A 22,528-nucleotide genomic window follows, 5' to 3' on the forward strand; every position below is an offset into this window, starting at 1 on the left:
GCCCGGCGTCAAGCGACGCTGCCGCGCGCAGAGAACGTTAGACATATTCCGGCGGCAAAATTCCCTTCAGATGCGGAAATTTGTCGAACATGTGGGGGAACTGCATGGACTCTCCGAAGCGGTCGTTGAAATCCTCCTCGAGCGCAAGCTCGACGTACTCGACCTGCCGGGCGATCTCGTTCGCCTCGCGCCGCTTGTCCGTGTTCAAAAGCGCGATCCGGGCGCCGTCGCCCGCTGCGTTCCCTATGTACTCGACCTTTTTCAGATCGCAGTCAGGAAACATCCCGATGGACATCGCTGCGATCTTGTCGATATGGCTGCCGAAGGCGCCTGCCACGGCAAGGCGGTCAAAGGAGCTGACGCCGAGTTTGCGCATCATGATCAGGCAGCCCGAATAGAGGGCTCCCTTTGCGAGCTGGATGGCGCGGACGTCCTTCTGGTTGACCACGATGTCCTGGTCGATAGCCGTCTCGTGCTTCCAGGCAACGACATACTCGGGTACGTTCTTCGCCCCCTGCCGAACCCGTGCGGACTTGATCTCCGCATTGAGGCGGCCGTTCTTTACGATGATCCCGGCCTTGAACATTTCGGCGATCACGTCAATGATTGCCGACCCGCAGATGCCCCGGGCCTGCATGTTCCGCTGTCCGTCGCTCCACTCGTTGCTGCCGATCACCTTGTACACGGGTTCATAGGTCTCTGGATCGATCTTGACCCGTTCGATCGCCCCGGGTGCTGCCCGCATCCCGAACTCGATCTGGGCCCCTTCAAGGGCCGGGCCCGTGGCGCAGGAACAGGAGATGAGCTTCTTCTTGTTGCCGAAGACCAGCTCGCCGTTCGTGCCGATGTCGATCAGGAGTGTCATCTTATCCCGCTTGTACGGCGTGTCAGCGATCAGGCATCCGACGTTATCGGCCCCTACGAAACCGGCTTCGATAGGCATGATGTGGATGTTTCCGCCGGGAAGGATATCGATGCCGAAGCGGTCGGCCTTGAGATCCACGGAATGATGCAGGGCGGGGGTGAAAGGCGCCACGCCCATGTACTCCGGGTTTATCCCGAGCAGGATATGGTGCATGGCCGTGTTTCCCACGAGGGTCATCTCGCTGATGTCCAAGTGCGAGATCCCCGCTTTGTGGGCCGCCTGCTTCACGATCGTATTGAGCCCTTCGATGATCGTGGCCTGGAGCTCTTTGAGCCCGGTCTGTTCGTTCATCATGCAGTAGGTGATGCGCGACATGACGTCCTCGCCGTACCGCACCTGCGGGTTCATCATCGATTCGGTCACCAGCACATTGCCGGTGTTGAGGTCGGTCAGATATCCGGCGACGGTCGTGGTGCCGATGTCCACGGCAAGACCGATATTGGTCGTCACTTCACCCGGCTCGACACGGATGATCTCGCTCTTGTTCCAGACCGTTACCGTCACCTTCCAGTCCCCCTTGCGGATCGCGTCGGGAAGGACCTGGAGCGCGCGGTAATCGATGGACAGCCCCTTGACCCGGTGAGTCTTGGAAAGCGCCTTTTCCAGCCGCTCGAAGTCGCCGAGGGGATCATCGAGGGATGGATGGGGCAGCTCCACGTAGTACTTCAACACCGCCGGTTTGAGTTTTATCTTGATGACGCCGGCGGCCTTGCTCACGACCTGTTTTCCCGTGCGGCTGGCTTCGGGAACGAAGACAAGCACATCGCCCAGGATCTTCGTGGAGCAGGCCAGGCGGATGTGTTCGTCCGAATCCTTCCGCTTGAGCACCTTGATCTCTTTTTCGTCGAGATCGCTCAGGTGCTTCATCGAGGACGTTATGTTCTCCTTCGGAAAGCTACCCTCCATGACCTTGACGCGGCACTTTCCGCAGACCATATGCTCTCCGCAGACCGCCTCGATACCCACCCCCAGCCTTCTCGCGGCGTCGAGGATCGTAGTGCCTTCAGGTACCTTGCCGCGACGACCGGAAGGCTGAAAGATGATCGTATGATCCATAGTGTTATTCCTTCTCCTTGCTTTAAATTGACCCGGCCCTTCATCTCGAAACCAGCGGGGAGTACGGGTCGTCGGACTCCCCGCTGGTACCGCAGTTCCTTGAATGAAGATTGCCGGCTGTCTAGGCTGCCTCGCCTTTTCGCAGCGTTTCGAGCATTTTCATGGCTTCGCGAAGAGCATTGGGAGCATTGTCCGCCGTGATGTCCGCGCCGTATTCCTCCACGGTCTTCTCGGTGATCGGCGCGCCGCCGATCATGATCTTCACTTTCGGATTTTTCTCCTTGATCATCGGGATAAGCTTCTTGATGCCGACCATGGAGGTCGTCATCATGGCGGAAAGCATCACGATGTCGGAGTCGGTCTTGAGCTGCTCCTCGACGAATTTCTGAAGCGGAACGTCACGTCCAAGGTCGTGCACGGTCCACCCCGATGATTCGAATATGGCCTTGATGAGGTTCTTCCCGAGATCGTGCACGTCGCCCTGCATCACGCCGAGCACGACCTGGCCGCGTTTTCCGCCGCTCGACACTTTAATATGCGGCTTCAGGACGTCGAGGGCGGCGTAGAGCGCCTTGGCGCAGAGCAGCGTCTCGGGGACGAAATACTCGTGGCTGTCGAACTTCTGGCTGACGACCTCCATGCCCCCTGCCAGACCCTCCATCGTCATCTTATAGGCATCGGCGCCCACCTTGACCGCCTCTTCCGCCGTTTTTCTGGCGTCTTCAACTTTGTAGTTGATGACCGCCTCCTGTAGTCTCTTGATCAGTTCCTGTTCCTTTTCCTTCGTCGCCATGTATGGTAATCCTCCTTAAGTTATTGATAGTGCGCTCTTGCGTGGTTATTTATAGACGCCGTACTTCTTCGACGCTTCGACGATCCGCTTCGCGTTTCTGAGCGGGGCATTGGGGCCGAACTCGCATCCAGTCGCGAGGATGAATCCTCCGCCTTTGGCGAAGATCTCGATCTCTGCCTTGCACTCCTCCTCGATCTCCTCGGGCGTACCGAGGAATGCCACCGGTCCCGGCGGGATCCAGCCGATCGTCGTGATGCACTTGCCCCACTTGGCCTTGTGCTCTTCCCAGCTGTCCACATCGTCCGCAACATAGGCATGGGAGATCGCATGGGGTTTTCCGTATTTCGCGCTCAGGTCGAAGTAGATCCCGTTGCCGCAGTTGTGGAAGGCGAAGAGCGCGCCTGCCTTGTGCACGTAATCCGCGATCTTCCTGACGGACTCGCCCTCGAATTTTTCCCAGAGCGGCTTGCTCAGGATGCTTTGCGATGCGTACAGGTGATCGTAGCATATGCAGTGAACTCCCGCTTCGAGCTGTGCCTTTGTGTACTCCAGCAGCATCTCGTCCACCACTTCGACGGCGGCCATGACCTCGGCGGGGTGCTCCATGAGATCCATGAAGAATGCTTCCGGGCCGCGCATCATGCTGAGGACGCCGATGGAGCCGTAGACGAAGCCGACGATGGCATGGGTCTTGCCGATCTCCTTCGAAAGGCCCGCGGCGAGATCGATCACGCCCTTGGTCCGCTGCGTCTTGCGCGGGTCGATGCGCTTGACCTTCGTGTACTCCTTGTAGCTGCTGATGAACGGCTTGTCGTAGTTCGGATGCGCCGTGCCCATCTCGGGGAAGTTGATCTCGCATCCTAATGCATGGGCCTCGACGGAAAGGTCCACCAAAAGGACCACACCGTCATGGCCGATCATATCGAGAGCGTCCACATGCCCCCTGACCATTGCGGGGATATCAGTGCACTGCGACCATTCCGCGTAGGTCAGCCCCGAGAACCGGTGGCTTGCGCCGCATACCAGCGGTGCAGCAGGGACCCGGTCCGCCTCCTTGAACTGCATTGCCGTCGCCACTCTTTCAAGACCATTCATTCGATCTGTTGCCATTGAGAACCTCCTTGCTTTCGGGATTAACAATACCGGTCACATCCAGCATGACCGAACCTTATTCGATCAGCACGAGCCCGCTCCAGACGACCTCATGTTTCGGTGGAATGTCGAAGGGAAGCCCCGCATTCTGGCTCGTTTTCACCACGTCGATGCCGACGCCTTCCATTGCCGGCCGCGCCTGGTAGGCCCGGCGGCAGCCCGCCCCAGGACCTGCACACGACGGGCAGAGCATGCAGTCGCCCCCGATCAGGCCCAGGGCATAATGAAATCCGAGGGCCATGGCCTGGGCCTCCACTTCATTCACCAGTTTGTGTAGCCTGACAGCTTGCAGCTTGACGTCATCCAGGTTCCTGCGCGCTTCATCCGGTTCGCCTCCTTTCTGCGCAGGATCGGTGTTGTGGGATTCCAGGAACTTGAGGACCACTTCCTTGTTGAAATCATCCATGGCCAGGGAGAGCGGCGCCTTGGTCTGAACCAGAACTGCGGTCCGGTACTTGCTCAGCGCCGTCCTGAACTCATCCACCGTGGGCACATTGGGAGGACAGGTCAGCGTTCTGCCAAAATGGGGACAGCGCGGGATCTCGCACTTCATCCGCACCCGTTCGTCGACGACGATCTTGCGCGCCGAAAAGGCCTTTGCCTTCCAGGCGCCTTTGTCGAGGGCGAACTGCACGACCTGAGCGATACGCTCCGGTACGCCGTTTTTCTTCTTCCCTGTCGCTTTTCGCGCTGTCCCTGCCGCTGTCATCACTACTCCTTGCCGCCCATTGAGATATAGAATTTGGGCTTATAGGTATCCACATTCACCATGTCCTGGTTCAGCACGACGCGCTTCTTCTTCCAGCAGGCCGGGCACATGTACCGCGACTTGAAGCCACGGTCGGGCCCTGTGTAGCGGAGCTCCATATGGGCCCTGCAAGCCTTCACCCCGCAATCCGCGCAGATGAAATCCGCCTTCCCCCCGCACTTGAAACATTTTTCCATGATTCATTCCTCCTATCCCCGGACAAGCCGGAACTAAAACTTGACACAGATAAAGTCCGATAAAAAATTACGAAAAATCATGATCCTTCATAAGCAATCTGTGCAGATCAGTGTCAAAACCTTCTAAGTCGTCAGCCGCTTGTAGATCAACGGCAGCCGCACCGGCAGCGTTTCCACGTTTTCGATGAGGGTGTAGTTCGTTTCCCCGTACATGTACGGAAGGTAGTCGCGGCTCTTTTTGTCCACGGTGATGCAATACGAGAAGACCCCTTTTCTTTTGGCCTCCCAGAGGGAATGCCGCGTGTCCTCCACCGCATAATCGGCATCCCCGTAATCGATGTCATAGGGCCTGCCGTCTGACAGGAGGATCAGGAGCCGGATCCGCGAGTTCTGCCGGCTGAGCAGCCGTGTGGCGTGCCGGATGGCCGCTCCGAGCCGCGTCTGGGCCATGGGTTTGATATAGTCGAACCGCTGCCGGAACCGGGTGGGAGACTTCTCGTCGAAATCGCGGATCACATAAAAATCCATCTTGTCCCGGTAGTTCGACGAGAAGCCGTACACGGCCCATTGATCGCCGATGCTTTCCAGCGCTTCGGCCATCAGCACCAGCCCCTCGCGCTCGACGTCGATGATCGTCTTGCCCGAGGGCAGCTCGTCGCCCGTGGAATAGCTCATGTCCACCAGAAAGGCTACGGACACGTCGCGCAGGTTCTTTTCCCGCCTGATATAGACCCGGTCCGAGGGCGTGATGCCCGCGTGGCGCTCGACGACCGCTTCGATCATGGCGTCGAAGTCGATATCATCGCCCCGCTCCTCACGGAAGAACCTCTGGATGCGGTCGGGCCGCAGCATGCTGAAGTACCGGCGCAGCACGCTCACCAGGCCGTACTGCTCCGCGACCGTTCGGTCGTAGTACGCGGTCGAACTTTCCGGCGTGTCCATCTCCCGCACGCGGACCCAGTCCTTCCGGTAATCCCCCATCTTCGAATCCCACTCGTCGTAGTACACGGTCCTGCGGAACCGCTTCTCCGCCTCCATCTCGTCGAGCACGGCTTTGACCTGACCGAAGAGCTCCAGCAACCGGTCCATGTCCTGCACCTGCCAGAGGAGTTCCTCGGATTCGATGACGGCTTCTTCCTCGATGCGCGTGAGCGCGGCGTTCACCAGTTCCGGCTCCACTGTTGATTTCCTGTCCGCGAACCGCTCGACGAATTCGATCGTCAGGCGCTTCATGCCCTGGCGGGCGTTCTCCACGAGCTCGTAATCGATCACGCCGCGATAGAACAGGCGGTTCCCCGCTTCCCGGTTCTCCGAGATCTCACAGGCATCCGTCCCGTCCAGCGATCGAAGAAGCTCCACGGTGAGCTCGAGCACTTCGCGGGAGGAGCAGCCCGGACGCAGCACGCGGACGAGTGAATCCCTGAGCAGCGCGCCCAATTTGTCCCCTGCACCCGGCGAGGCGTCGTAGCCCTTGACGTCCCGGAGGCCGAGCTGTTCGAAGATCGATCGCTCCGTCTTGCCCAGCGCCCGTTCCCGGGCAAGGTAGGCGTTCATGATCAGGTCCCGGTCCTTCCTGAGGCCCGGGTATGCACTCATCATCAGGAAATCCACCCGCTCATCTTCGAGAAATTCGAAGACGCGAAACGCCTGTCTGGGGTTCGGGAGGGCGCCAAGGCCGGCCCTCACCTCGGAAGCCGGGAGTTCGAAGGTCCCGTGCAGCAGATGGGCCATTTCGTGGGTCAGGATCCACTTGTACGTCGTAAAGTTCGTGTCCTCGTCGGGGAAGGCCTCGATCCGCGCCGGCAAAAAGATGCGTGCCCCGTCCGTGACGGAGAAAAACCGGCTCAAACCGGGCAGGTTCTTGTAAAAGACCGACGACGAGCGCAGCATGATCTTCGCGCCTATCAGGGCTTCGGCATAGTCCCGCAGGACCGTATGGATGTCTTTCAGCTCCAGACCCTTGACGAGGCTCTCCATCGTCGTTCGGCTGGACCCGGTCTGGAGCGAGAAGAAGGATTGCCCCTTGTCCGCCTGACTGTCGACGTTCTCCAGGCCCCGGGATACCCACTGCTCGAGATCTTTCATGGTGAGCCTGCCCAGGATCTGCGGCGCCGACTTGAAGTACTGCAGGGCCAGGTCCGCCTTTTTCGCTTTTCCCGCTGATGCGCCGGTAGCGAGCAGGCTGTGGGCCGAGTAAGCGGCCTTGATGTTCGGTGCCTTGTCGATCAGCAGCAGGCCGAGAAGTGCCCAGCGGTCCAGGTCGCAGACGTCGATCTTTTTCATCACCTCGGGACTGGACCGGAAATATTCCCGGCCCGTTTTCCAGGATTTCTGCGTGATCTCCACGCCGCGCACTGCCCAGCGTTCGAACGCCTCATCGCCCACGCTGTCCAGCATCGAGGGGCTCGCCTCCAGATATTGCAGCGCCACGTCCTGGTCCTTGTCAGCCAGCGCAGCCGCGATCTTCGCCCATTCCAGGATCACCGCGTCAGGCCTTCCTTTGAGGCGCGGCAGCCCGCGGAAGAGACTTTCTACGACGCTCCACTTTGACTTGCCCATCAGGGTGAAAAGAGAAAGGAGTTCTGTTCGCACGGAAAGGCCTTCCACGGTCTGTAATGCCGCATCTCCTGAGGAGAGAAGCGACAGGGGCAGCGCCCTGTCCAGCGACTGGAACTGCCGGACTATGCCGAGGTAGCACTTCAGGCCCTCGTCATCGATGATCCCGCGCAGCCGGGAAACGGCCCCGTCCACGCGTTCCTTGCCGAGTTCCACGGCGATCGATGCCGCGAGCACGGCGATCTGCTCCTGTATGGTGTCTTCGGTTGTCATAGAACCGCCGATACGATCTCCTTCAGTGTTTTCTGGATCTCCTGATCGTCGGTGATAGGCTTGATCAGGGCAACCTCGCAGGCGCGTCTGGGTTCCACCCCGCGGGTGACCAGCACGCCGGCATAGATCAGCAGACGCGTGCTCACACCCTCGTCGAGCCCTCGGTCCTTGAGCCCGCGGAACTTTTCCGCGATCTTCCTGAGTTCGGATGCCGTCTTGTGATCGACCCCGCTCTCGTGCACCACGATCTCCTGCTCCAGGCTGGCGGACGGATAGTCGAATTCCAGCGTGATGAACCGCTGCTTGGTGCTCTGCTTCAGGTCTTTAAGCACGGTCTGATAACCGGGGTTATAGGAGATGGCCAGCATGAACGAGTCAGACGCCTCAAGGATCTGCCCTCGCTTTTCAAGGGGCAGCACCCGGCGGTCGTCCGTCAGGGGATGGATGACCACGGTGGTGTCCTTCCTTGCCTCGACGATCTCATCGAGGTAGCAGATGCCGCCGTGGCGGACCGCAAGGGTAAGGGGGCCGTCCTGCCAGCGCGTCGATCCGCCGTCGAGCAGGTATCTGCCCACCAGGTCGCTTGCGGTAAGGTCTTCGTGGCAGGCGATCGTGATGAGCGGCTGCCCGACCTTGTATGCCATGTAGGACAGGAACCGCGTCTTGCCGCAGCCCGTCGGTCCTTTCAGCATGAGCGGCAGCCGGTTCTCATAGGCGATCCGGAAAAGCTCCACCTCGTCCTGTATGGGCAGGTAGAAGGGCTCTTGGGTGATCTTGTAGTCCTGCATGCTCTTTTCCGTCGCATGTGTCGTCATCATTGATTCTTGCATATCCCCGCCTCCCCTTCGCTCACTGATTCTTCTCTTTCGCCTGATCCCGGTTCAGGCCGTACTGTACCTGGACCGCCTCGATCGCCTGTTCCGAAGCCTTCCTGATGGACTCTTCGGAAAGACCGTAAATAACCGCATTCATCACCAGCCGGAAGCGCTTCGTTTTATTGCCGTCCCGCCCCGCGACCATGATCTCTCCGTTGCCGCCGACCGTATCGGCGTGAAGGAACCCGGAGGAATGCTCTATGAACGCCTTTACGTGACTGACGTCCTTTGCTCCCGCTGCCTCGCACCCCGAGGCCGTCAGATGTACCGCGTCGCAGGCAAGGGACCTGAGTTCTGCGGGATCGAGGCCCTCAGGGGATGAGAAGACCCTTTCCAGGCTGTGGCTGTTGATGTCCTGATGGGCCGGATTCTCAGGCTCGGCAAATTGAACCTTGAGTTTCATGTCGTCACCGTAGCGCTCTGGATCCGGCCGGCAAGAGATGACAACCCTTCTCCCGTGACGGTCGAGATCCGGACGACCTCAGCTCCCTGATTGATCTCGCGCACAGCTCGCGAAGCCGCTTCGAGCTCCTCTGCCGTCACCAGGTCGGATTTGCTCAGCCCGATGATGGTTGCGTCCTTTATCTGGAGCGACACCAGGCGCTTGAGCGTATCGTAGGTCAGGAGCTTCGCGGCCCGGGACGTGTCGAACAGGACAATGGTGTGGCCCATCTCCACCGGGTTCTTCCGCGCCGACAAAAGCACGGTCTGGCGGATCGCGTCAGGGACGGCTATGCCCGTGGGCTCGATGATGACGACGTCGGGACGTACGTTAGCGGCGAGGGTCTCCAGGGTCTTCATGAGGTTTCCCGCTACCTGGCAGCAGATGCATCCGCCCCCGATGTCCTTGACCGTCAAACCGTATTCCTGCATGACCGCCCCGTCCACGGGCACAACACCCACATCATTCACCAGGATGGCGATTTTCGCCCCGCCTCCGGCCAGCTTTTTGCTCAGCGCGATGATGAGCGTTGTCTTCCCCGAGCCGAGATATCCGGCTATCAACACGATCTTCATGGTTCGGCAGCCGCCTCTACACCTTGGTCAAGGCCTTCATCAGGGCTTCCATGTTCTCCCGCGGCACTTCAGGCCAGAGATCGCAGCCGGGCCAGACCGCGTTCGCCCCACCCTTGAGGGAGTCGAGCGCCGCCGGGCCCACGTCCTTGGCCGCGCCCTTGTGGAGGACCTTTATGGGATCGAAATTGCCGAGGATGAGGGCCCCGGCGCCGAGCTTCTGGCGCGTTTCAGCAATGCAGTTCTTTTGGTCAACGCTCACCGCGTCCGCTCCGCATTCGAACATATCCGTGATGATGGCATTCGTATCGCCACAGATGTGCAGGATGCTCGGTCGCGGCATTTCTGCCAGGATCCGGGTGAGATGGGGCTTGATCAGGCTCTTGAAGCTCCGCGGGCTCATCACATCCGAGGTTCCGCCCATTTCCCGAAGCGTAAAATAGTCAGCCCCGGCCTCCTGGTATACTTTGAAGACCTCCACGATGAAACCCGAGATCTTTTCCAGGAGTTTGGCCGTCTTTTCCGGTTCGAGAAAGGACTCCTCGAACAACACGTCGAGCTCTTTTATCTGGCCCGCAAGGGTAAAGGGGCCGAGGACATAGGTACCGATCGCAACGTCGTTCCCAAGCTCCCTTCTCAAGGCCTTGATGGCCTTGACCACCACGGGGATCCTCCCGGCGTTCCTGATGTCGGTGGGGATCTTGAGGTCGTCGGCGCTGGTAACGACTTTCTCCTTGACCGTGGGATAGAGGAGTCCTTCAACTTCATCATAGAAGTTCATCTTCGATCCCAGCGCTTCAGCCTCCACGCCGAGGTCAAAGGGCACCACCGCGCATTCGAAGCCGAATTCCCGGTACATGCCGCCTGCCGCCCTGGCCATGAGCTCCGGGTCCCGGTGAACCTTTGAAAAAACTATTCCATTTTTGTCCAGGACCGGCTTGATGACATTCCCCATCCCGCTGAATATGGGCGGACGGTCAACCTTTTCTCCTTTGAGAAATTTCATAACCCGCTCTTTTGCCGTCAATGACGCCATAACTTCTCCTTTCGCCTCTCGCGCCGATGCCCCGGTTGCTCCGCAAGCGTCGGCATTTGTTTTCTATTTTTTTTGATGTATGCATACTTCCATGATCGCCGTAAATCGTCAATCGGGGAAACCCTGATTCTCCAGAATAAAATACCTTAGCCATCCTATTTCGGCTCTCTCATCCGTGTAAGACTTCAGGATGACGAATACAAGGGTAACAGGATAAAAGTGATAGAATAAAATCGTACAAAAGTAACCTATCAATCGACAACACTCTGCGTTTTATAGAGATAACTCGCTCCTTCCGCTTTTGCCGAATCACAGGTTCTTGATAAGGTCGAGAAAATGGTCAAGGGTAATGGACATCCGCTCCACAGGCAAGCCGGTAAACACGCTGAACCTTTGCACCTTTATCTCGTCGAGGGGGATAACGCCCGTATCAAACACGAGAATCCGTTTGTAGTGTTCGAACATTGACCGGAAATTAAAATCAAAATCTTTTTTCCCCGCTTCGAACATCTTTTCCCAGTTATTGATCCACCCCGCGGAAAGAAAAAAACTGATTGCCTCGTTGTTGAGACGCGCTACCTCCTCCCGTCCCACAAAGGCCTCGAGACAGTTTCCTGCAGCCAGTTTCTTGGCCCCGTATCGTTCCAGAATATCCATGATGTCGGGGTGGCAATGTCCGTAAAGAACCTTCATGGTGACCCCCTCTGCCCGGTTTTTTTCCAATGCATCAACCAGGTTCGCCTTCAATCTGTCGAAGTTCACATGAAGGGCGGCATCAAGGAAGATGACCCGGTGCGGAAATTTATTTTCCCTGATCAAATATTCAATTTCTTCCTTGAATATTCCGCAGCTGATAAAGATGACGGGGTCCTTTTGCATGATTTCAACCTTTCTCCGCACGGCAGGCTGAGCGTATCACTCAGGCGAGCCTATACATCAAAGGCGATCTCCCTCCGTTTTGCCAGGATATGTTCTTCGATCTCTTGAGCTGCCTTGACCGAATCGTCTTGCAGGAGCATTCTGCCGCCGGTAACATCGACCATATCTTCGGTGAGGTATTTTTTCACGAGGGGACTGCCGCCGATCATCGGCTCAGGTGAAACATACGTCAGGAGTCCGTAAGCAAGGGCGGTAAAGATGTCGGCGATCGCCTTTTGCTCCATGTACTCGGGCACGGCCGCGGCTACGGGCAACTGGCTGGTGTCGCAGCCGATGGTCCAGGCGAGCGCCGCCACGGTGTCAAGGATCTTACCCACGTCGGTGCAGGAGCCATAAGACACGATCGGAGGCACGTCGTATTTTTCACAGACCGACCTGAGTTTCCTGCCTGCTTTTTTTGCCATCTCTTTTGTCGACATACAGAGGTTCTGGTGCGTAGAGGAGCAGCATCCGGCCCCGATAACCATGATATCGCGCTTAATGAGTTCCAGCGTCAGCGTCTCTATCGAGCGGCCTCCCTGCTCATGCCGGGCGTTCGTGCATCCGGCGACGGCCACCGCGCCCTTGATGTTCCCCTTCTTCAGCTCATCGATGTACGTGTTGATATTGTTCCCGAACATGGTGAGCACTGTCTCGGTCGTGTAGCCCGCGATGCACTGCGTTCCCTTCGCGCTCTTCGGGATATTGACGATTCTCTTTTTGTCCGCCTTCCTCGCTTTGAACTGTACCATGGCCGCATGGAGGATATGATCGGCCTGCTCGTCGGCTTGAGCGGGGTCGAAATCAACCGCATCCACGCCGGGAAAGCGCACGACGGGGTCGGTGCTGATCAGCCTTGTTCCATATTTGTCAGCATAGTCCTTCAGAGTCGGCACGGAACAGTTCAGGTCCATGAGAAAGAGATCGATCAGCCCGGTGGCGATAAAGAGCTCTTCCTGTATCCAGTTCCCCAACTGCCCTCCGAAGATCTCCCGGTAATGGCCTTTACCCGAAACGTTCATGAGCTGCTGGCCCTCGCAGAGAGATCCGTAGAGTTTGATGCCCTTTGCCCCTGCATCCCGGGCGGCGGTCTGGAACGCTTTTCCTGCGGCTTTTTCCATGATGTGTCCGGCGAAGACCGGCTGGTGGCCGTTGGATACGATGTTCACCGTCTCCGGATCGAGACAGCCGACGTTCGACGAACCATTGACCAGTTCAGGCGTGCCGAGCAGAATATCCTGGATGACCGTGATCCCCCAGAGGCCGACGTATTCGTTTGCAAGACCGAGTCTCAATGCGCTCTGCATCAGATCGACAGGGTCATTGCTGACATTGGTCATGCACTTGGTGAGCGCGGTCAGGATCTCCGAACTCGGCCCGCCTGCGTAGAGGCCCTTTGCTTTCCAGAGTTCCCTTCTCTTGTCGACGGCAAAAAGGTCCATGAGCGTCATGGGCTCGTCACCCTGTTTGCCTATCTCGCGGAGGATGAAATCGGCGAACTGTGTCGCGAGCTCATGCACCGGCCGGGTGTGGTCCCAGCCAAGCCCCTGGCACATCCTCTGGAGTTTGCCTTCGTCCCTGAGCTTCAAGGGGGACTTCCCTTCGCCTATTGCCTTGAGCGTAGTAGCGAGATTGCGGCACTGGTAGGTGTTCGCAGCAGTGCCGATCGCCGCAAGTTTGAGCAGGTTGCGGGCGACAATGACATCGCCGCTTGCGCCGCACACTCCGAGCGGAGCCTTGCTCGTGATCCTGCAGGGGCCGTCGGAGCATAACTGGCAGCTGAGCCCTTTCTTGCAGGTGCCGCATTGGGGTTGCTGGGATTCGAACCGCTCGAAGACGGTGCTCATGCCCTGACTGACAGCGGCCTGATGCAGTTCGTGGCTTTGCTTGTCCTGATGACTTTTCTTCACAACGGTGATTTTCGTCTGCATGGTCTCCCCTTTCCCGCATACCCCTGTTTGTTGTATTCATACTGGCACGAGGCCGCAACCGGGTCAATCGGGGAAACCCTGATTTAGCCCCATGAAATGCCTGATACAGGCGCGAAACTCCTGCTGCAGGACCCGTGAACGACGCTGCGCCGTGTTCAGCTGATCGCCAGGGCCGGGGCAGTCGGCAAAAATGGTTCTGTGCTTTATTGCAGGGCCTTCCGGAGGATGAGGCGTACGTCAATGAGGGGGCATCGTTACAAGGGTCGACAGAAAAAGGGCTGGTGCAGGGCGGAGGTCGTTTTCCTGTTCATGAGTGATCAAAGGGATGTTAATCCCTCGCGGATCGCGTATTTCGTCAATTCAGCGACGGTATGGATATTGAGCTTTTCCATGACTTTCATCCGGTGCGTTTCGATGGTCTTGATGCTCAGGTGCAGCTGAAAAGCTATTTCCTTGGAGGTCTTTCCTTCAGCCATGAGCTGGAGCACCTCCCGCTCCCGGTCGGTTAAATGGGAGAAAACGCTCGGTTCTGATTTCGATGAGTTTCGCACGAAATGGTCCACGACCACTCCTGAGATGCAGGGGCTGAGATAGGTCTGGTTCTTCAGCACCGTCTTGATGGCGGCGAGCAGTTCGTCGACCGCGCATTGCTTGAGAAGGTAGGCCGTTGCCCCCGCCTTGAGCATTTCCGATACGAAATGCCGGTCGGAATGCATGGAGAGCGCGATCACTTTGACACCGGGACGGTCTGCGACGATCTGGCGGGTGGCTTCGATGCCGTTCATGTCGGGCATGGCAATGTCCATGACGACGACGTCGGGCGACAATTTCTTCGCAAGGCGGACTGCTTCCCTGCCGTCCTCGGCTTCGCCGACCACCGCGAGCTCCGCATTCTGTTCGAGCACCATGCGCAGACCCCCGCGCATCATGACGTGATCGTCTGCGAGAAGTACCTTGATTTTCATTCCCTGACAGCCTCCGCGTTTTCTTCCCGGTCGAGGGGCGAGGTCACCGTCACCCGAGTGCCCCGGCCGGGCCCGGTATCGATCGAGAGGGAGCCCCCGAGGTACTTCAACCGCTCCCGTATGCTGAAGAACCCGAAGGTCAGGTCCGTGTCGATCTTCGAAGCATCGAACCCGATGCCGTCGTCTTCGACGACGATTTTTATGGCGCCGGCCTCCCGGCTTATGCCGACATTCACTTGGTGCGCCTGGGAGTGCTTCACAATGTTCATGAACAGCTCACGCACGGTCTGGAACAGAAGAATGCTGACATCTCTCTTCAACGGCTTGGGGCTGCCGTCATTTTCACAGTAGAATAGAATGTAATGCTGTTTCTGCATCTGCTCCGCGAGCCATTCAATCGTCGCTTCAATGCCAATATCATACAGCAGCGGCGGACTCAGCTCGAAGGACAATGATTTCGTGTAACTGATCGATTGATCGATGAGTTCTACGATGCCGCCGACGGCCTCCTCGTGGGCGTTCCCGGACAGCGTATTTCTGAGGACCCCGAGCTTGATCCTGGTCAGGGCGAGCATTTGTCCGATATTGTCGTGAAGGTCCATGGCAATTCGCCTTCTTTCCTTCTCTTCGGCGAGCAGCAGCTCCGAGGCCAGGAGCCTCAGCTGCTCCTGGTAGGCGTGGAACTGCTCTTCGGTCTTCTTCCGCTCGGTAATGTCACGCTGGACCGAGACAAAGTGGGTTACCTTTCCCCGTTCGTCCCGCAGGGGGGTGATCTGCCACTCCATATTGAACTGCGTGCCGTCTTTCCGTGTGGCCACCGTCTCGATATAAAAGGCCTTGCTCTGGGATGTGCCTGTCTCCAGTTTATTCCACTGGGTGCTGTCGGTGAGCGGCCCCTGGAGAAGCGAAAGCTTGCCGGTCACTTCCTCCGCCGCATATCCCGTCATCTTGGTAAAAGCCGGATTCACGAAGACAACTCGCGACGCGGAGCGCACGGGGGTTGCTGTTGTGATGACGACCGCGTCTCCCGCCTGCTGGATCGCCGATTCGGTCAGGCGCAGCTTCTCTTCGGCCTTTTTCCGCTCCGTGATGTTATTGAAGAAGGCGAGCGTGGCGGGCCTTCCCATCCACGTGATCAGGACCGAGTTGATCTCCAGCCATTTGGTATTCCCTTCGCCGTCCAGAACCCGGCAGGAATAATAGGGAGAAACGCTGTCCCCCTTGATCCTCTTCAGGTGCCGCTCCATCACCATCTCCCGGTCGTCGGGATGAATGAAATCGGTAAAGGGACGAGAGGTCAGTTCTTCCTTCGAATGTCCCCAGATCTTTACCGCCTTGGGGTTCACGTACCGGAAGAAATTATCCTGCGTGATCAAAATGCCCTCGTTCGCATACTCGACCACGAGCCGGTATTTCTCCTCTGATTTCCGGAGGCTCTGCTCCATCCATTTGCGCTCGGCGATTTCCTGCTGCAGCTCCTCGTTCGCGATGCTGAGCCGGGCGGTGCCGATCGTCACCCGCTCTTCCAGGTCGCTGCTCCACTTTTTTAAAAGCTCTTCGTGGTGTTTCTGCACGGTCACGTCGTTGCCGACGCAGAGGACCTCGGTCATGGTTCCGGAATCATCGAAGAGTGCCGTGTTCGCCCAGGAAATCCAGGCGGTCTCGCCGTTCTTCCGGATATGTTCGAATTCAGCGCTTGCGTACAGCCCGGGAGCGGCCGCGATATCGTGCAGCATGGTCTCCATGTCGGGCCCGGGGTTTTCCGTTCTTTGCATGACGGTCCCCACGATGCTCTTCCCGACGAGCTCCTGCTCGCCGTACCCGAAAAATCTCTGTGCAAAAGGATTGATGAAGGTGATGACGCCCTTGCCGTCCATCCGCAGGATGATGCTGTTGGCGCTTTCGACGAGGTGCTTATATTTGGCTTCGCTCTCCCTGAGCGCCTTCCGTGTCTGCTTCTCGTTCGTGATATCCTCTACCGTGCAGATCATGCCGTCGTACGACCCGTTCTTGATATTCGGGATCAGCCATCCCGACTGGTATGTCTGTTTTCCCGCCAAGGTGCGGATGGAAACCCCGGGATAATACACAGGCCGCAGCGTTGCCTGCGCCTCATCGTAGTAGGGCTTGAACTCCTGCGTTGCGTGCTCCGCGTTTTGCGGGAAGACCCTTGACCCGATCAGCTTCTGCTGCGTCACTCCGGCGATCATCTCCATTGCCTTGTTCGCGTAGTAGATGACGTCGTTCTTGTCCGCCACCCAGACGCCGGATGTGATCCCATCCATGATGCTCTCATACAGATGCTTGCTGATTTTGTCCCTTTTTCGCGGCCCTGCTTCTTTTACCAGTGGTCTCATTTTCCCTTCTCACTGAACCCGGTCTCGGTAATGGTGTGCACCTGCGCTCTACCAACGGCCAAAATTCGTACCCGCCTGGCCGCTTCGAAGGTCGCTCCCGATGAACAGGAACGACAAATTACGTCACGCCCTGCTTCCCCTTTTCCCTGCCACGGCGGCAACAATTTTCGAAAAAACAGGGAAACGACCCGCTGCGTGCGTGGGAAAAATCAGGTCATCATTGACCGTAACCTCGAAAGCGCCTCTATCAGAAGAGTGGATAAGCACGGGTTTGATGCCATTTTCCGCCTCGATCACCCTGGCAAGGCTGGCAGCGATCGGCCGGTAATTGCAGGTCCCGCAGCAGGTGATGGAAATCTGTCTCATGGTTTACGTTAACACTGCGCATGTTGCCTGTCAAGACAGCTTTCTGCCCCCCGATGAGAGCACTTATATCCTGCAGGGAAATGGGTAACGGGGAAGACTGAGGGGTACTGATCAAATCAGGAGGGAGAACCCTGATCACGAGGGGATACCTGGATGACCACGGTTTACGAAAACAGGGTCTTTTCCCGGTGCTGAGCCGTGTGTTCGCGAAACGAACCTGTGGTTCCCTGGTTTATTTATCCCTGCAGAGCTGCAGTTCCAAAAACTGGACAGACCTCATGAAATCCAGGGACTTGAGGCGCTTTCCTATAATATGGAGGAGATGTAACGAAAAGGCCCGGTCGAGTTCCTGCATGATTCCCGGCGAAGGCTTGAGCCGGCAGACCTTGTCCATGTCCATCCGGAGCGCCTGGTAGTAGAAACCGACCGCTCCCGGTGTGATCCGTACCTGCTCGTCCCCGGAAGACACCACGCAGTCCGGACAGAAGACCCCGCCCTTCATGACCTCGAAGATCATCTCGCTCTTCGGCTGCGTCCCGCACGAAAGGCAGTAGTCCAGCTTCGGCTGGTACCCGAGGAGGGACAGGAACTTGATCTCGAAGATCCTGAGCAGAAAGGCCGGGTCCTCCCCCCCGTCGAGCAAATGGAGGATGTGCGAGAGGAGCAGGAAGGCCGCTGCGTTGCGCTCGCCCAGGGGGGACATCTCGCGCACCATCTCGAGCATCACGGCGCCGGCTGCGGCGCGGCCCAGGTCCGAACCGATCAACGAATGCTGCTCGATGATGTCCGAGGACTCGATCCGGAGCAGTTCCTGGTGCTCCCGTTCGTAGAGATGGAGCCGGCAGTAGGTAAAAGCCTCGAGCGCCGCGCCGAAGCGCTTGAAGGACTTACGGGCGTTCTTGGCCACGCCCTTCAGCATGCCCCGGTCGAGCGAGAAGAAGGCGACGAGCTTGTCCGCCTCTCCCAGGTTCATGCTGCTGATGACGATGGCTTCGGTCTTGGATTTCATGGGCATGGGATCACTTGGCAGCCGCGGGCTTCAGCCAGCTCCGGAACCGGCTCACTGCTAAAAACGAGATTGTATTATACACGGTTGGAAGGAGAGAGAAAAGAAGGAATGCGCGGAAGAAACAGCAATCTGCACGAGAGAATACAATTCCGCGGCAGCGGTTAAGCTCGGACGAGCTACAGGCTGATCTCCATCCCCGCTTCCACGCCATAGCACTGCAGTGATGCGCTTTCCTTGCGGGCAATGCCGCGGCAATCGTCCACGATGCGGTCCAGCTCAACGTCGGTCCGGTCCTGGTTGTGATGGATCAGCCCGAACTGTTTTGCCCCGGCCTCCATTGCCAGGCGCAGGGCGTCCGTGTAGAGGGAATGGCCCCACCCCCTCGTGATCGTGTACTGGTCCGGGGTGTACTCGGCGTCATGCATCACGATGTCGGCTCCCCGGGCGAAGCGGACGTAGTCCTGGTACTCGCCTCCGCCGGAATGGCGCAGGGTCAGCTCGTTGTCGGTCAGGAACACGAAGCTCTTGTCGTCCTCGGTGAACTTGTACCCGAGCCCCTGGTTGGGATGGCTCAACTGCATGGGCGTCACGAGCACAGGACCGATCGTGAAGGGCTCTTCGCACAGGGTATGCGGCACGATGACCGACTGCAGCTGGCTGAAGTCGACCGGGAAGTAGGGGGCTGCCATGGACTGGGAAAGGACCTTCTCGATGGACTGCTGCGTGTAGGTGCACCCGTAGAGCTTGATGGTCGTTTTATTGCTGTAGATGGGCTTGAAGAAGGGAAACCCGATCAGGTGGTCCCAGTGGGCGTGGGTGAAGAGGATGTTGAGCGTCGACTCGCCGGACGCGATCAGCTTGTTCCCGAGCTTTCTGATACCGGTCCCCGCGTCGATGATGATGACGTCGTTGTCCCTGCTCCTGATCTCGATGCAGGTCGTGTCGCCGCCGTACTTCGTGTACTCCTTTCCCGAGACAGGGATGGAGCCCCTGGCTCCCCAGCAGGTGATCCTCATTCAGCGACCTCCGGACTCTGTGGCAATGGCCAGACTTATGCTCGCTGTTTCCTTCGATGGTTCCATACGTACACCGCGATGATCGCAGCGCTCAGGGCGATTGCGCCGAACAGCGCCTGGTGCGAATACTTCATGATCAGCTCCCGCTCGGCGCCGATGAAGTAGCCTATGGAGGTCAGGATCGTGACCCAGAGGCCCGCTCCGAGCAGCGTATAGAGAGAGAACTTGACGTGATTCATGCCCGCGAGGCCCGCGGGAAGCGAGATGAGGTGCCGCACCACGGGAAGCAGTCTTCCGATGAAGGTCGATACCTCGCCGTGGTCCGCGAAGAACCGCTCGACCTTCGCGAACTTCTCCTCGGTGATCCAGACGTACTTGCCGTACTTCAGGAGCAGCGGCCTGCCGAGGTAATGGGCCGCGAAGTAGTTCGCGTAGGCGCCCACGAGGCTTCCCAGGGTCCCGCAGAAGATCGCGACGAACAGGTGCATCTGCCCCTGCTGGGCAAGGTACCCTGCCGGAGGCATGACCAGCTCGCTCGGGATCGGGATGACCGAGCTTTCCATGACCATGAGCAGGAAGATGCCGGGATACCCGAGCGCCCCGATGGTCAGGACCAGCCAGTTGATCAGTTCGTGCATCGTAAAAGCTCCTTTTAACCGGAGATGAACACGGATAAAGATGAAGCATGAACTTCCGCATCAGTCCGAATCATTTCCTAACCCGGACAAGCCAGATCAAAACCAGAAGCTAAAGGCGTCTCTCGCGGAGCACGCGGAGGACGCAGAGTTTAAAACCAAAACCAGAAAGTCTCTCATGGCGAATTATTTTTTTATTTTCTCTGCGAGCTCTGCGCCTCTGCGAGATATCTTCTTGCCGCTTTGTAAAGAATTTGATTTGTTAGTTACCAACTATTTATTCTAGCTGAAAGACTGAACCCGTACGAAATTATTGCCTTTGCCCGCCGCATCCTCCGCGCCTGCGGGTATCCGCCTACTCTTCCGTCACGAGCCCCAGGTTCTTGAGCATATGCTCGTCCTCGCGCCAGGCCTTCTTTACCTTCACCCAGAGCTGGAGGAAGATCTTCGCTCCGAGCAGTTTCTCGGCGTCCAGCCGGGCGAGCGTGCCGATCTTCTTCAGCATGGCCCCGCCCCTGCCGATCAGGATCCCCTTCTGCGATTCCCGCTCCACGTAGATGACGGCCGTGATCCGCGTGATCTCCGCCTCCTCTTTCATTTCCTCGATTACGACAGCTGTCGAATAGGGTATCTCATCCTTCGTGAGCTCGAAGATCTTCTCGCGGATAAGCTCGGACACGATGAACCGCTCGGGCTGGTCCGTGAGCTGGTCGTCGGGGAAGTACTTCGGACCCTCGGGGAGCCGCGCAAGGACCGACGGGATCAGCCCGCCGAGGTCGCTCCGGAGCGCCGAGACCGGGATGATCTCGGCAAAACCATACAGCCTGCTGTACTCCTGCATCAGGGGCAGGAGGCGCTCCTTCTCGACGAGGTCGATCTTGTTGATCAGCAGGTAGACCGGGGTTTTCACGTTCTTCAGGGTTTCGATGATGTACCGGTCCCCTCCGCCCGGCTTTTCCGTCGCCTCCGCGAGCATCAGGATCACGTCCACCTCGTTGTACGTGGCGAGCGCGGTCTTGACCATGACCTCGTTCATCCTGTGCATGGGCTTGTGGATGCCCGGCGTGTCCATGAAGACCATCTGCGCATTGCGCTCGTTCACGATCCCGAGTATGCGGTTCCGGGTGGTCTGCGGTTTGTCCGAGATGATGGCGATCTTCTCGCCCAGGAGCGCGTTCAGGAGCGTGGACTTGCCCACGTTCGGCCTGCCCACGATCGAGATGAAGCCGGACCTGAATTTCTGCCCTTTGGTCATGCCGGCTAGAATACCCGAAAACACCGGCTCACGCAACAGAAAAGCCGGGAAACGCGACGAGAGAAGGTGGGAGGAACGTGACAATCAGCGGGCGGCACAGTAGCCTTGAGGGTGCTTTGCGAAGTAGGCCTTCAGTTTGTCGAGGACCTGCGCCTTTTCCTGCTCCGTGAGCGGCGCATATCCCCGTCCGTACTTCCAACCATAGGCCCAGCGATACCACGCGGGAAATGCCGGATTACCGCCCGCCCGGACGCCGTCATACATCAGGTCCGCCAGAACCTTGCTGTGGGTGCGCTCGTACACGCACTCGCGCAGTTCCCGGTCGGCGTTCAGGCGCTCGTCCTCGGTGCCGCCCTGCCAGTAGGCCTTGTCGTGGCGGAAGCAGCACTCGCACCACAGCGTCCGGTCCTGGAGATTCCCGTCCGGGAACAGCGAGCAGCCGTCGCTCGTGAAGCCGCTGATGTCCGCGGCATGATAGGTCGCGCAGCCTGCGGCGAGGATTGACAGGCAGAGAAGCAGGAGTATTGTTCCTGACAATGATCGTCCCTGCATTCTTCTGCCGTTGATGGAAAATTCCGGAAACAATGTCACCCCGTCCCCACGCTCTTCACCGCCGCAACAAACTCCTCGGCCCTCTCCACCTGCGGCATGTGGCCCGCGCCTTCTATCGGTATGAATGCCGGGTTGTTGAGCCATTTTCGTATGAGTTCGCGCTGATTCACAGATACGAGCCGGTCTCCGGTGCCCCAGATCACGGTTGTGGGGACCTTCGGCACGCTCTGCGGACGAGGCTGGTTCATGGCCGTATCGAACACGATCCGGCTGTGCTTGTCCTCGTATCCGCGTATCCGCTCGATAAAACCCGGCGGCAGGGCCGCTGGACTCGGAAAAGCCCTGGCGAACGCCTTGTTCGAGTACACCATGTTGCGCATAAGGCTACGGAAAGGCTTTTCGATCATCGGGACACTGATGAGCTTTTTCAGGAAGGTCGGAACATAGGGAAGATGACCGCCGTTCACGATCACCAGATGTCTGGTGCAATCGGGGAACGTTGCTGCAAACTCGATGGCGTGCGCTACACCAAAGGAATTTCCGATCACAAGGACCCGATCGGCTCCAAGGCTCTCCACCAGGCTTTTCATCATACGAGCGCTTTCAGCAAGGGTCGGGATTGGCAGGGGGTCCGACTGAGCAAAGCCCGGCATGTCCGGCGCGATGATGGTGAAGGATCGGCTCAGGTCCTTCCAGACTGCTGACCAGCTCATCTCCGCATCGCCCCAGGCAGAGTGAAACAGCAGGAGCGCCGGGCCTGTCCCGCCAACCCAGACATGAACACTCCGTCCCAAGACCGTCAGGTCTTTCGGCTGTGGTATATTGTTTGAGGCAGTCATAAGGCTCGTTGGCAAAGAGTTTCGCCGAATCTCGCGGCGGTTTTGATAAAGCCCCTGGTG

21 protein-coding genes are annotated in these 22,528 nt (G+C 58.2%); 1 reads left to right on the forward strand and 20 read right to left on the reverse strand.

Features of this window, described 5'->3' with window-relative positions:
* Positions 1-37: 37 nt before the first annotated feature.
* From VL197_09330 to VL197_09395, 14 genes are all read right to left on the reverse strand, one after another.
* A complete protein-coding gene (locus tag VL197_09330) occupies positions 38-1,981 on the reverse strand; it encodes an ASKHA domain-containing protein (GenBank protein HUJ18176.1) in 1,944 nt (647 codons plus the stop codon).
* 121 nt (positions 1,982-2,102) lie between these two features.
* Positions 2,103-2,774, reverse strand: coding sequence for a cobalamin-dependent protein (locus VL197_09335; GenBank protein HUJ18177.1), 672 nt, complete (start codon positions 2,772-2,774; stop codon positions 2,103-2,105).
* Positions 2,775-2,819: 45 nt separating this feature from the next.
* Entirely contained in the window at positions 2,820-3,884 is a 1,065-nt protein-coding gene (locus VL197_09340) for a uroporphyrinogen decarboxylase family protein (protein ID HUJ18178.1), read from the reverse strand.
* Between the two features lie 58 nt (positions 3,885-3,942).
* Positions 3,943-4,635 carry a DUF2284 domain-containing protein gene (locus tag VL197_09345; GenBank protein HUJ18179.1) on the reverse strand — a complete coding sequence of 231 codons (693 nt, stop codon included), beginning with the start codon at positions 4,633-4,635 and terminating at the stop codon, positions 3,943-3,945.
* A gap of 2 nt (positions 4,636-4,637) precedes the next feature.
* Complete coding sequence (locus tag VL197_09350; GenBank protein HUJ18180.1) at positions 4,638-4,871, reverse strand: hypothetical protein; 234 nt, start codon at positions 4,869-4,871, stop codon at positions 4,638-4,640.
* A gap of 123 nt (positions 4,872-4,994) precedes the next feature.
* Positions 4,995-7,700, reverse strand: a complete 2,706-nt coding sequence (locus tag VL197_09355; GenBank protein HUJ18181.1) for a VWA domain-containing protein — start codon at positions 7,698-7,700, stop codon at positions 4,995-4,997.
* Positions 7,697-8,530: a CbbQ/NirQ/NorQ/GpvN family protein gene (locus VL197_09360; protein ID HUJ18182.1), complete on the reverse strand. Its 834-nt coding sequence runs from the start codon at positions 8,528-8,530 to the stop codon at positions 7,697-7,699. The genes VL197_09355 and VL197_09360 overlap by 4 nt, the downstream gene beginning before the upstream one ends.
* A gap of 19 nt (positions 8,531-8,549) precedes the next feature.
* Entirely contained in the window at positions 8,550-8,978 is a 429-nt protein-coding gene (locus tag VL197_09365) for a hypothetical protein (protein HUJ18183.1), read from the reverse strand.
* A complete protein-coding gene (locus VL197_09370) occupies positions 8,975-9,592 on the reverse strand; it encodes a GTP-binding protein (protein HUJ18184.1) in 618 nt (205 codons plus the stop codon). The genes VL197_09365 and VL197_09370 overlap by 4 nt, the downstream gene beginning before the upstream one ends.
* A 16-nt stretch (positions 9,593-9,608) precedes the next feature.
* Positions 9,609-10,625, reverse strand: coding sequence for a uroporphyrinogen decarboxylase family protein (locus VL197_09375; protein ID HUJ18185.1), 1,017 nt, complete (start codon positions 10,623-10,625; stop codon positions 9,609-9,611).
* 309 nt (positions 10,626-10,934) lie between these two features.
* A complete protein-coding gene (locus VL197_09380) occupies positions 10,935-11,504 on the reverse strand; it encodes a DUF1638 domain-containing protein (protein ID HUJ18186.1) in 570 nt (189 codons plus the stop codon).
* A 50-nt stretch (positions 11,505-11,554) separates the two neighbouring features.
* The gene (gene cooS, locus VL197_09385; protein ID HUJ18187.1) at positions 11,555-13,474 is read right to left on the reverse strand and encodes an anaerobic carbon-monoxide dehydrogenase catalytic subunit; all 1,920 of its coding nucleotides are present in this window, start codon (positions 13,472-13,474) and stop codon (positions 11,555-11,557) included.
* Between the two features lie 317 nt (positions 13,475-13,791).
* On the reverse strand, positions 13,792-14,439 hold the full coding sequence (locus VL197_09390; protein ID HUJ18188.1) for a response regulator transcription factor: 648 nt from the start codon (positions 14,437-14,439) through the stop codon (positions 13,792-13,794).
* Complete coding sequence (locus tag VL197_09395; protein ID HUJ18189.1) at positions 14,436-16,796, reverse strand: PAS domain S-box protein; 2,361 nt, start codon at positions 16,794-16,796, stop codon at positions 14,436-14,438. Before VL197_09395 ends, VL197_09390 begins: the two co-directional genes overlap by 4 nt.
* Here VL197_09395 and VL197_09400 point away from each other — a divergent pair.
* Positions 16,740-17,174: a hypothetical protein gene (locus VL197_09400; protein HUJ18190.1), complete on the forward strand. Its 435-nt coding sequence runs from the start codon at positions 16,740-16,742 to the stop codon at positions 17,172-17,174. The genes VL197_09395 and VL197_09400 overlap by 57 nt on opposite strands.
* 220 nt (positions 17,175-17,394) lie before the next feature.
* Here VL197_09400 and recO read toward each other — a convergent pair whose 3' ends face one another.
* The 6 genes from recO to VL197_09430 all read right to left on the reverse strand — a co-directional run bounded on the left by recO (position 17,395) and on the right by VL197_09430 (position 22,468).
* Entirely contained in the window at positions 17,395-18,171 is a 777-nt protein-coding gene (gene recO, locus VL197_09405; protein ID HUJ18191.1) for a DNA repair protein RecO, read from the reverse strand.
* Positions 18,172-18,347: 176 nt separating this feature from the next.
* The gene (locus VL197_09410) at positions 18,348-19,187 is read right to left on the reverse strand and encodes an MBL fold metallo-hydrolase (protein ID HUJ18192.1); all 840 of its coding nucleotides are present in this window, start codon (positions 19,185-19,187) and stop codon (positions 18,348-18,350) included.
* A gap of 35 nt (positions 19,188-19,222) precedes the next feature.
* Positions 19,223-19,825, reverse strand: coding sequence for a DedA family protein (locus VL197_09415; GenBank protein ID HUJ18193.1), 603 nt, complete (start codon positions 19,823-19,825; stop codon positions 19,223-19,225).
* Between the two features lie 352 nt (positions 19,826-20,177).
* Positions 20,178-21,077, reverse strand: coding sequence for a GTPase Era (gene era / locus VL197_09420; GenBank protein ID HUJ18194.1), 900 nt, complete (start codon positions 21,075-21,077; stop codon positions 20,178-20,180).
* Positions 21,078-21,161: 84 nt separating this feature from the next.
* Positions 21,162-21,614 (reverse strand): hypothetical protein, encoded by a 453-nt coding sequence (locus VL197_09425; GenBank protein ID HUJ18195.1) that lies wholly within the window; start codon positions 21,612-21,614, stop codon positions 21,162-21,164.
* A gap of 50 nt (positions 21,615-21,664) precedes the next feature.
* Entirely contained in the window at positions 21,665-22,468 is an 804-nt protein-coding gene (locus VL197_09430; GenBank protein ID HUJ18196.1) for an alpha/beta hydrolase, read from the reverse strand.
* Between the last annotated feature and the right edge of the window lie 60 nt (positions 22,469-22,528).

This window comes from Nitrospirota bacterium (genome assembly GCA_035516965.1).
Taxonomy (GTDB): Bacteria; Nitrospirota; UBA9217; order UBA9217; family UBA9217; genus MHEA01.

Bases quoted from the DNA above. Each gene is read 5' to 3' on its own strand.
- VL197_09360 (HUJ18182.1), bottom strand. From the start codon at position 8,530: ATGCAAGAATCAATGATGACGACACATGCGACGGAAAAGAGCATGCAG.
- cooS (HUJ18187.1), bottom strand. From the start codon at position 13,474: ATGCAGACGAAAATCACCGTTGTGAAGAAAAGTCATCAGGACAAGCAA.
- VL197_09345 (HUJ18179.1), bottom strand. From the start codon at position 4,635: ATGACAGCGGCAGGGACAGCGCGAAAAGCGACAGGGAAGAAGAAAAAC.
- VL197_09380 (HUJ18186.1), bottom strand. From the start codon at position 11,504: ATGCAAAAGGACCCCGTCATCTTTATCAGCTGCGGAATATTCAAGGAA.
- VL197_09340 (HUJ18178.1), bottom strand. From the start codon at position 3,884: ATGGCAACAGATCGAATGAATGGTCTTGAAAGAGTGGCGACGGCAATG.
- VL197_09355 (HUJ18181.1), bottom strand. From the start codon at position 7,700: ATGACAACCGAAGACACCATACAGGAGCAGATCGCCGTGCTCGCGGCA.
- VL197_09430 (HUJ18196.1), bottom strand. From the start codon at position 22,468: ATGACTGCCTCAAACAATATACCACAGCCGAAAGACCTGACGGTCTTG.
- VL197_09370 (HUJ18184.1), bottom strand. From the start codon at position 9,592: ATGAAGATCGTGTTGATAGCCGGATATCTCGGCTCGGGGAAGACAACG.
- VL197_09410 (HUJ18192.1), bottom strand. From the start codon at position 19,187: ATGAGGATCACCTGCTGGGGAGCCAGGGGCTCCATCCCTGTCTCGGGA.
- VL197_09330 (HUJ18176.1), bottom strand. From the start codon at position 1,981: ATGGATCATACGATCATCTTTCAGCCTTCCGGTCGTCGCGGCAAGGTA.
- VL197_09395 (HUJ18189.1), bottom strand. From the start codon at position 16,796: ATGAGACCACTGGTAAAAGAAGCAGGGCCGCGAAAAAGGGACAAAATC.
- era (HUJ18194.1), bottom strand. From the start codon at position 21,077: ATGACCAAAGGGCAGAAATTCAGGTCCGGCTTCATCTCGATCGTGGGC.
- VL197_09350 (HUJ18180.1), bottom strand. From the start codon at position 4,871: ATGGAAAAATGTTTCAAGTGCGGGGGGAAGGCGGATTTCATCTGCGCG.
- VL197_09375 (HUJ18185.1), bottom strand. From the start codon at position 10,625: ATGGCGTCATTGACGGCAAAAGAGCGGGTTATGAAATTTCTCAAAGGA.
- VL197_09365 (HUJ18183.1), bottom strand. From the start codon at position 8,978: ATGAAACTCAAGGTTCAATTTGCCGAGCCTGAGAATCCGGCCCATCAG.
- VL197_09390 (HUJ18188.1), bottom strand. From the start codon at position 14,439: ATGAAAATCAAGGTACTTCTCGCAGACGATCACGTCATGATGCGCGGG.
- recO (HUJ18191.1), bottom strand. From the start codon at position 18,171: ATGAAATCCAAGACCGAAGCCATCGTCATCAGCAGCATGAACCTGGGA.
- VL197_09400 (HUJ18190.1), top strand. From the start codon at position 16,740: ATGCTTGCTGATTTTGTCCCTTTTTCGCGGCCCTGCTTCTTTTACCAG.
- VL197_09415 (HUJ18193.1), bottom strand. From the start codon at position 19,825: ATGCACGAACTGATCAACTGGCTGGTCCTGACCATCGGGGCGCTCGGG.
- VL197_09335 (HUJ18177.1), bottom strand. From the start codon at position 2,774: ATGGCGACGAAGGAAAAGGAACAGGAACTGATCAAGAGACTACAGGAG.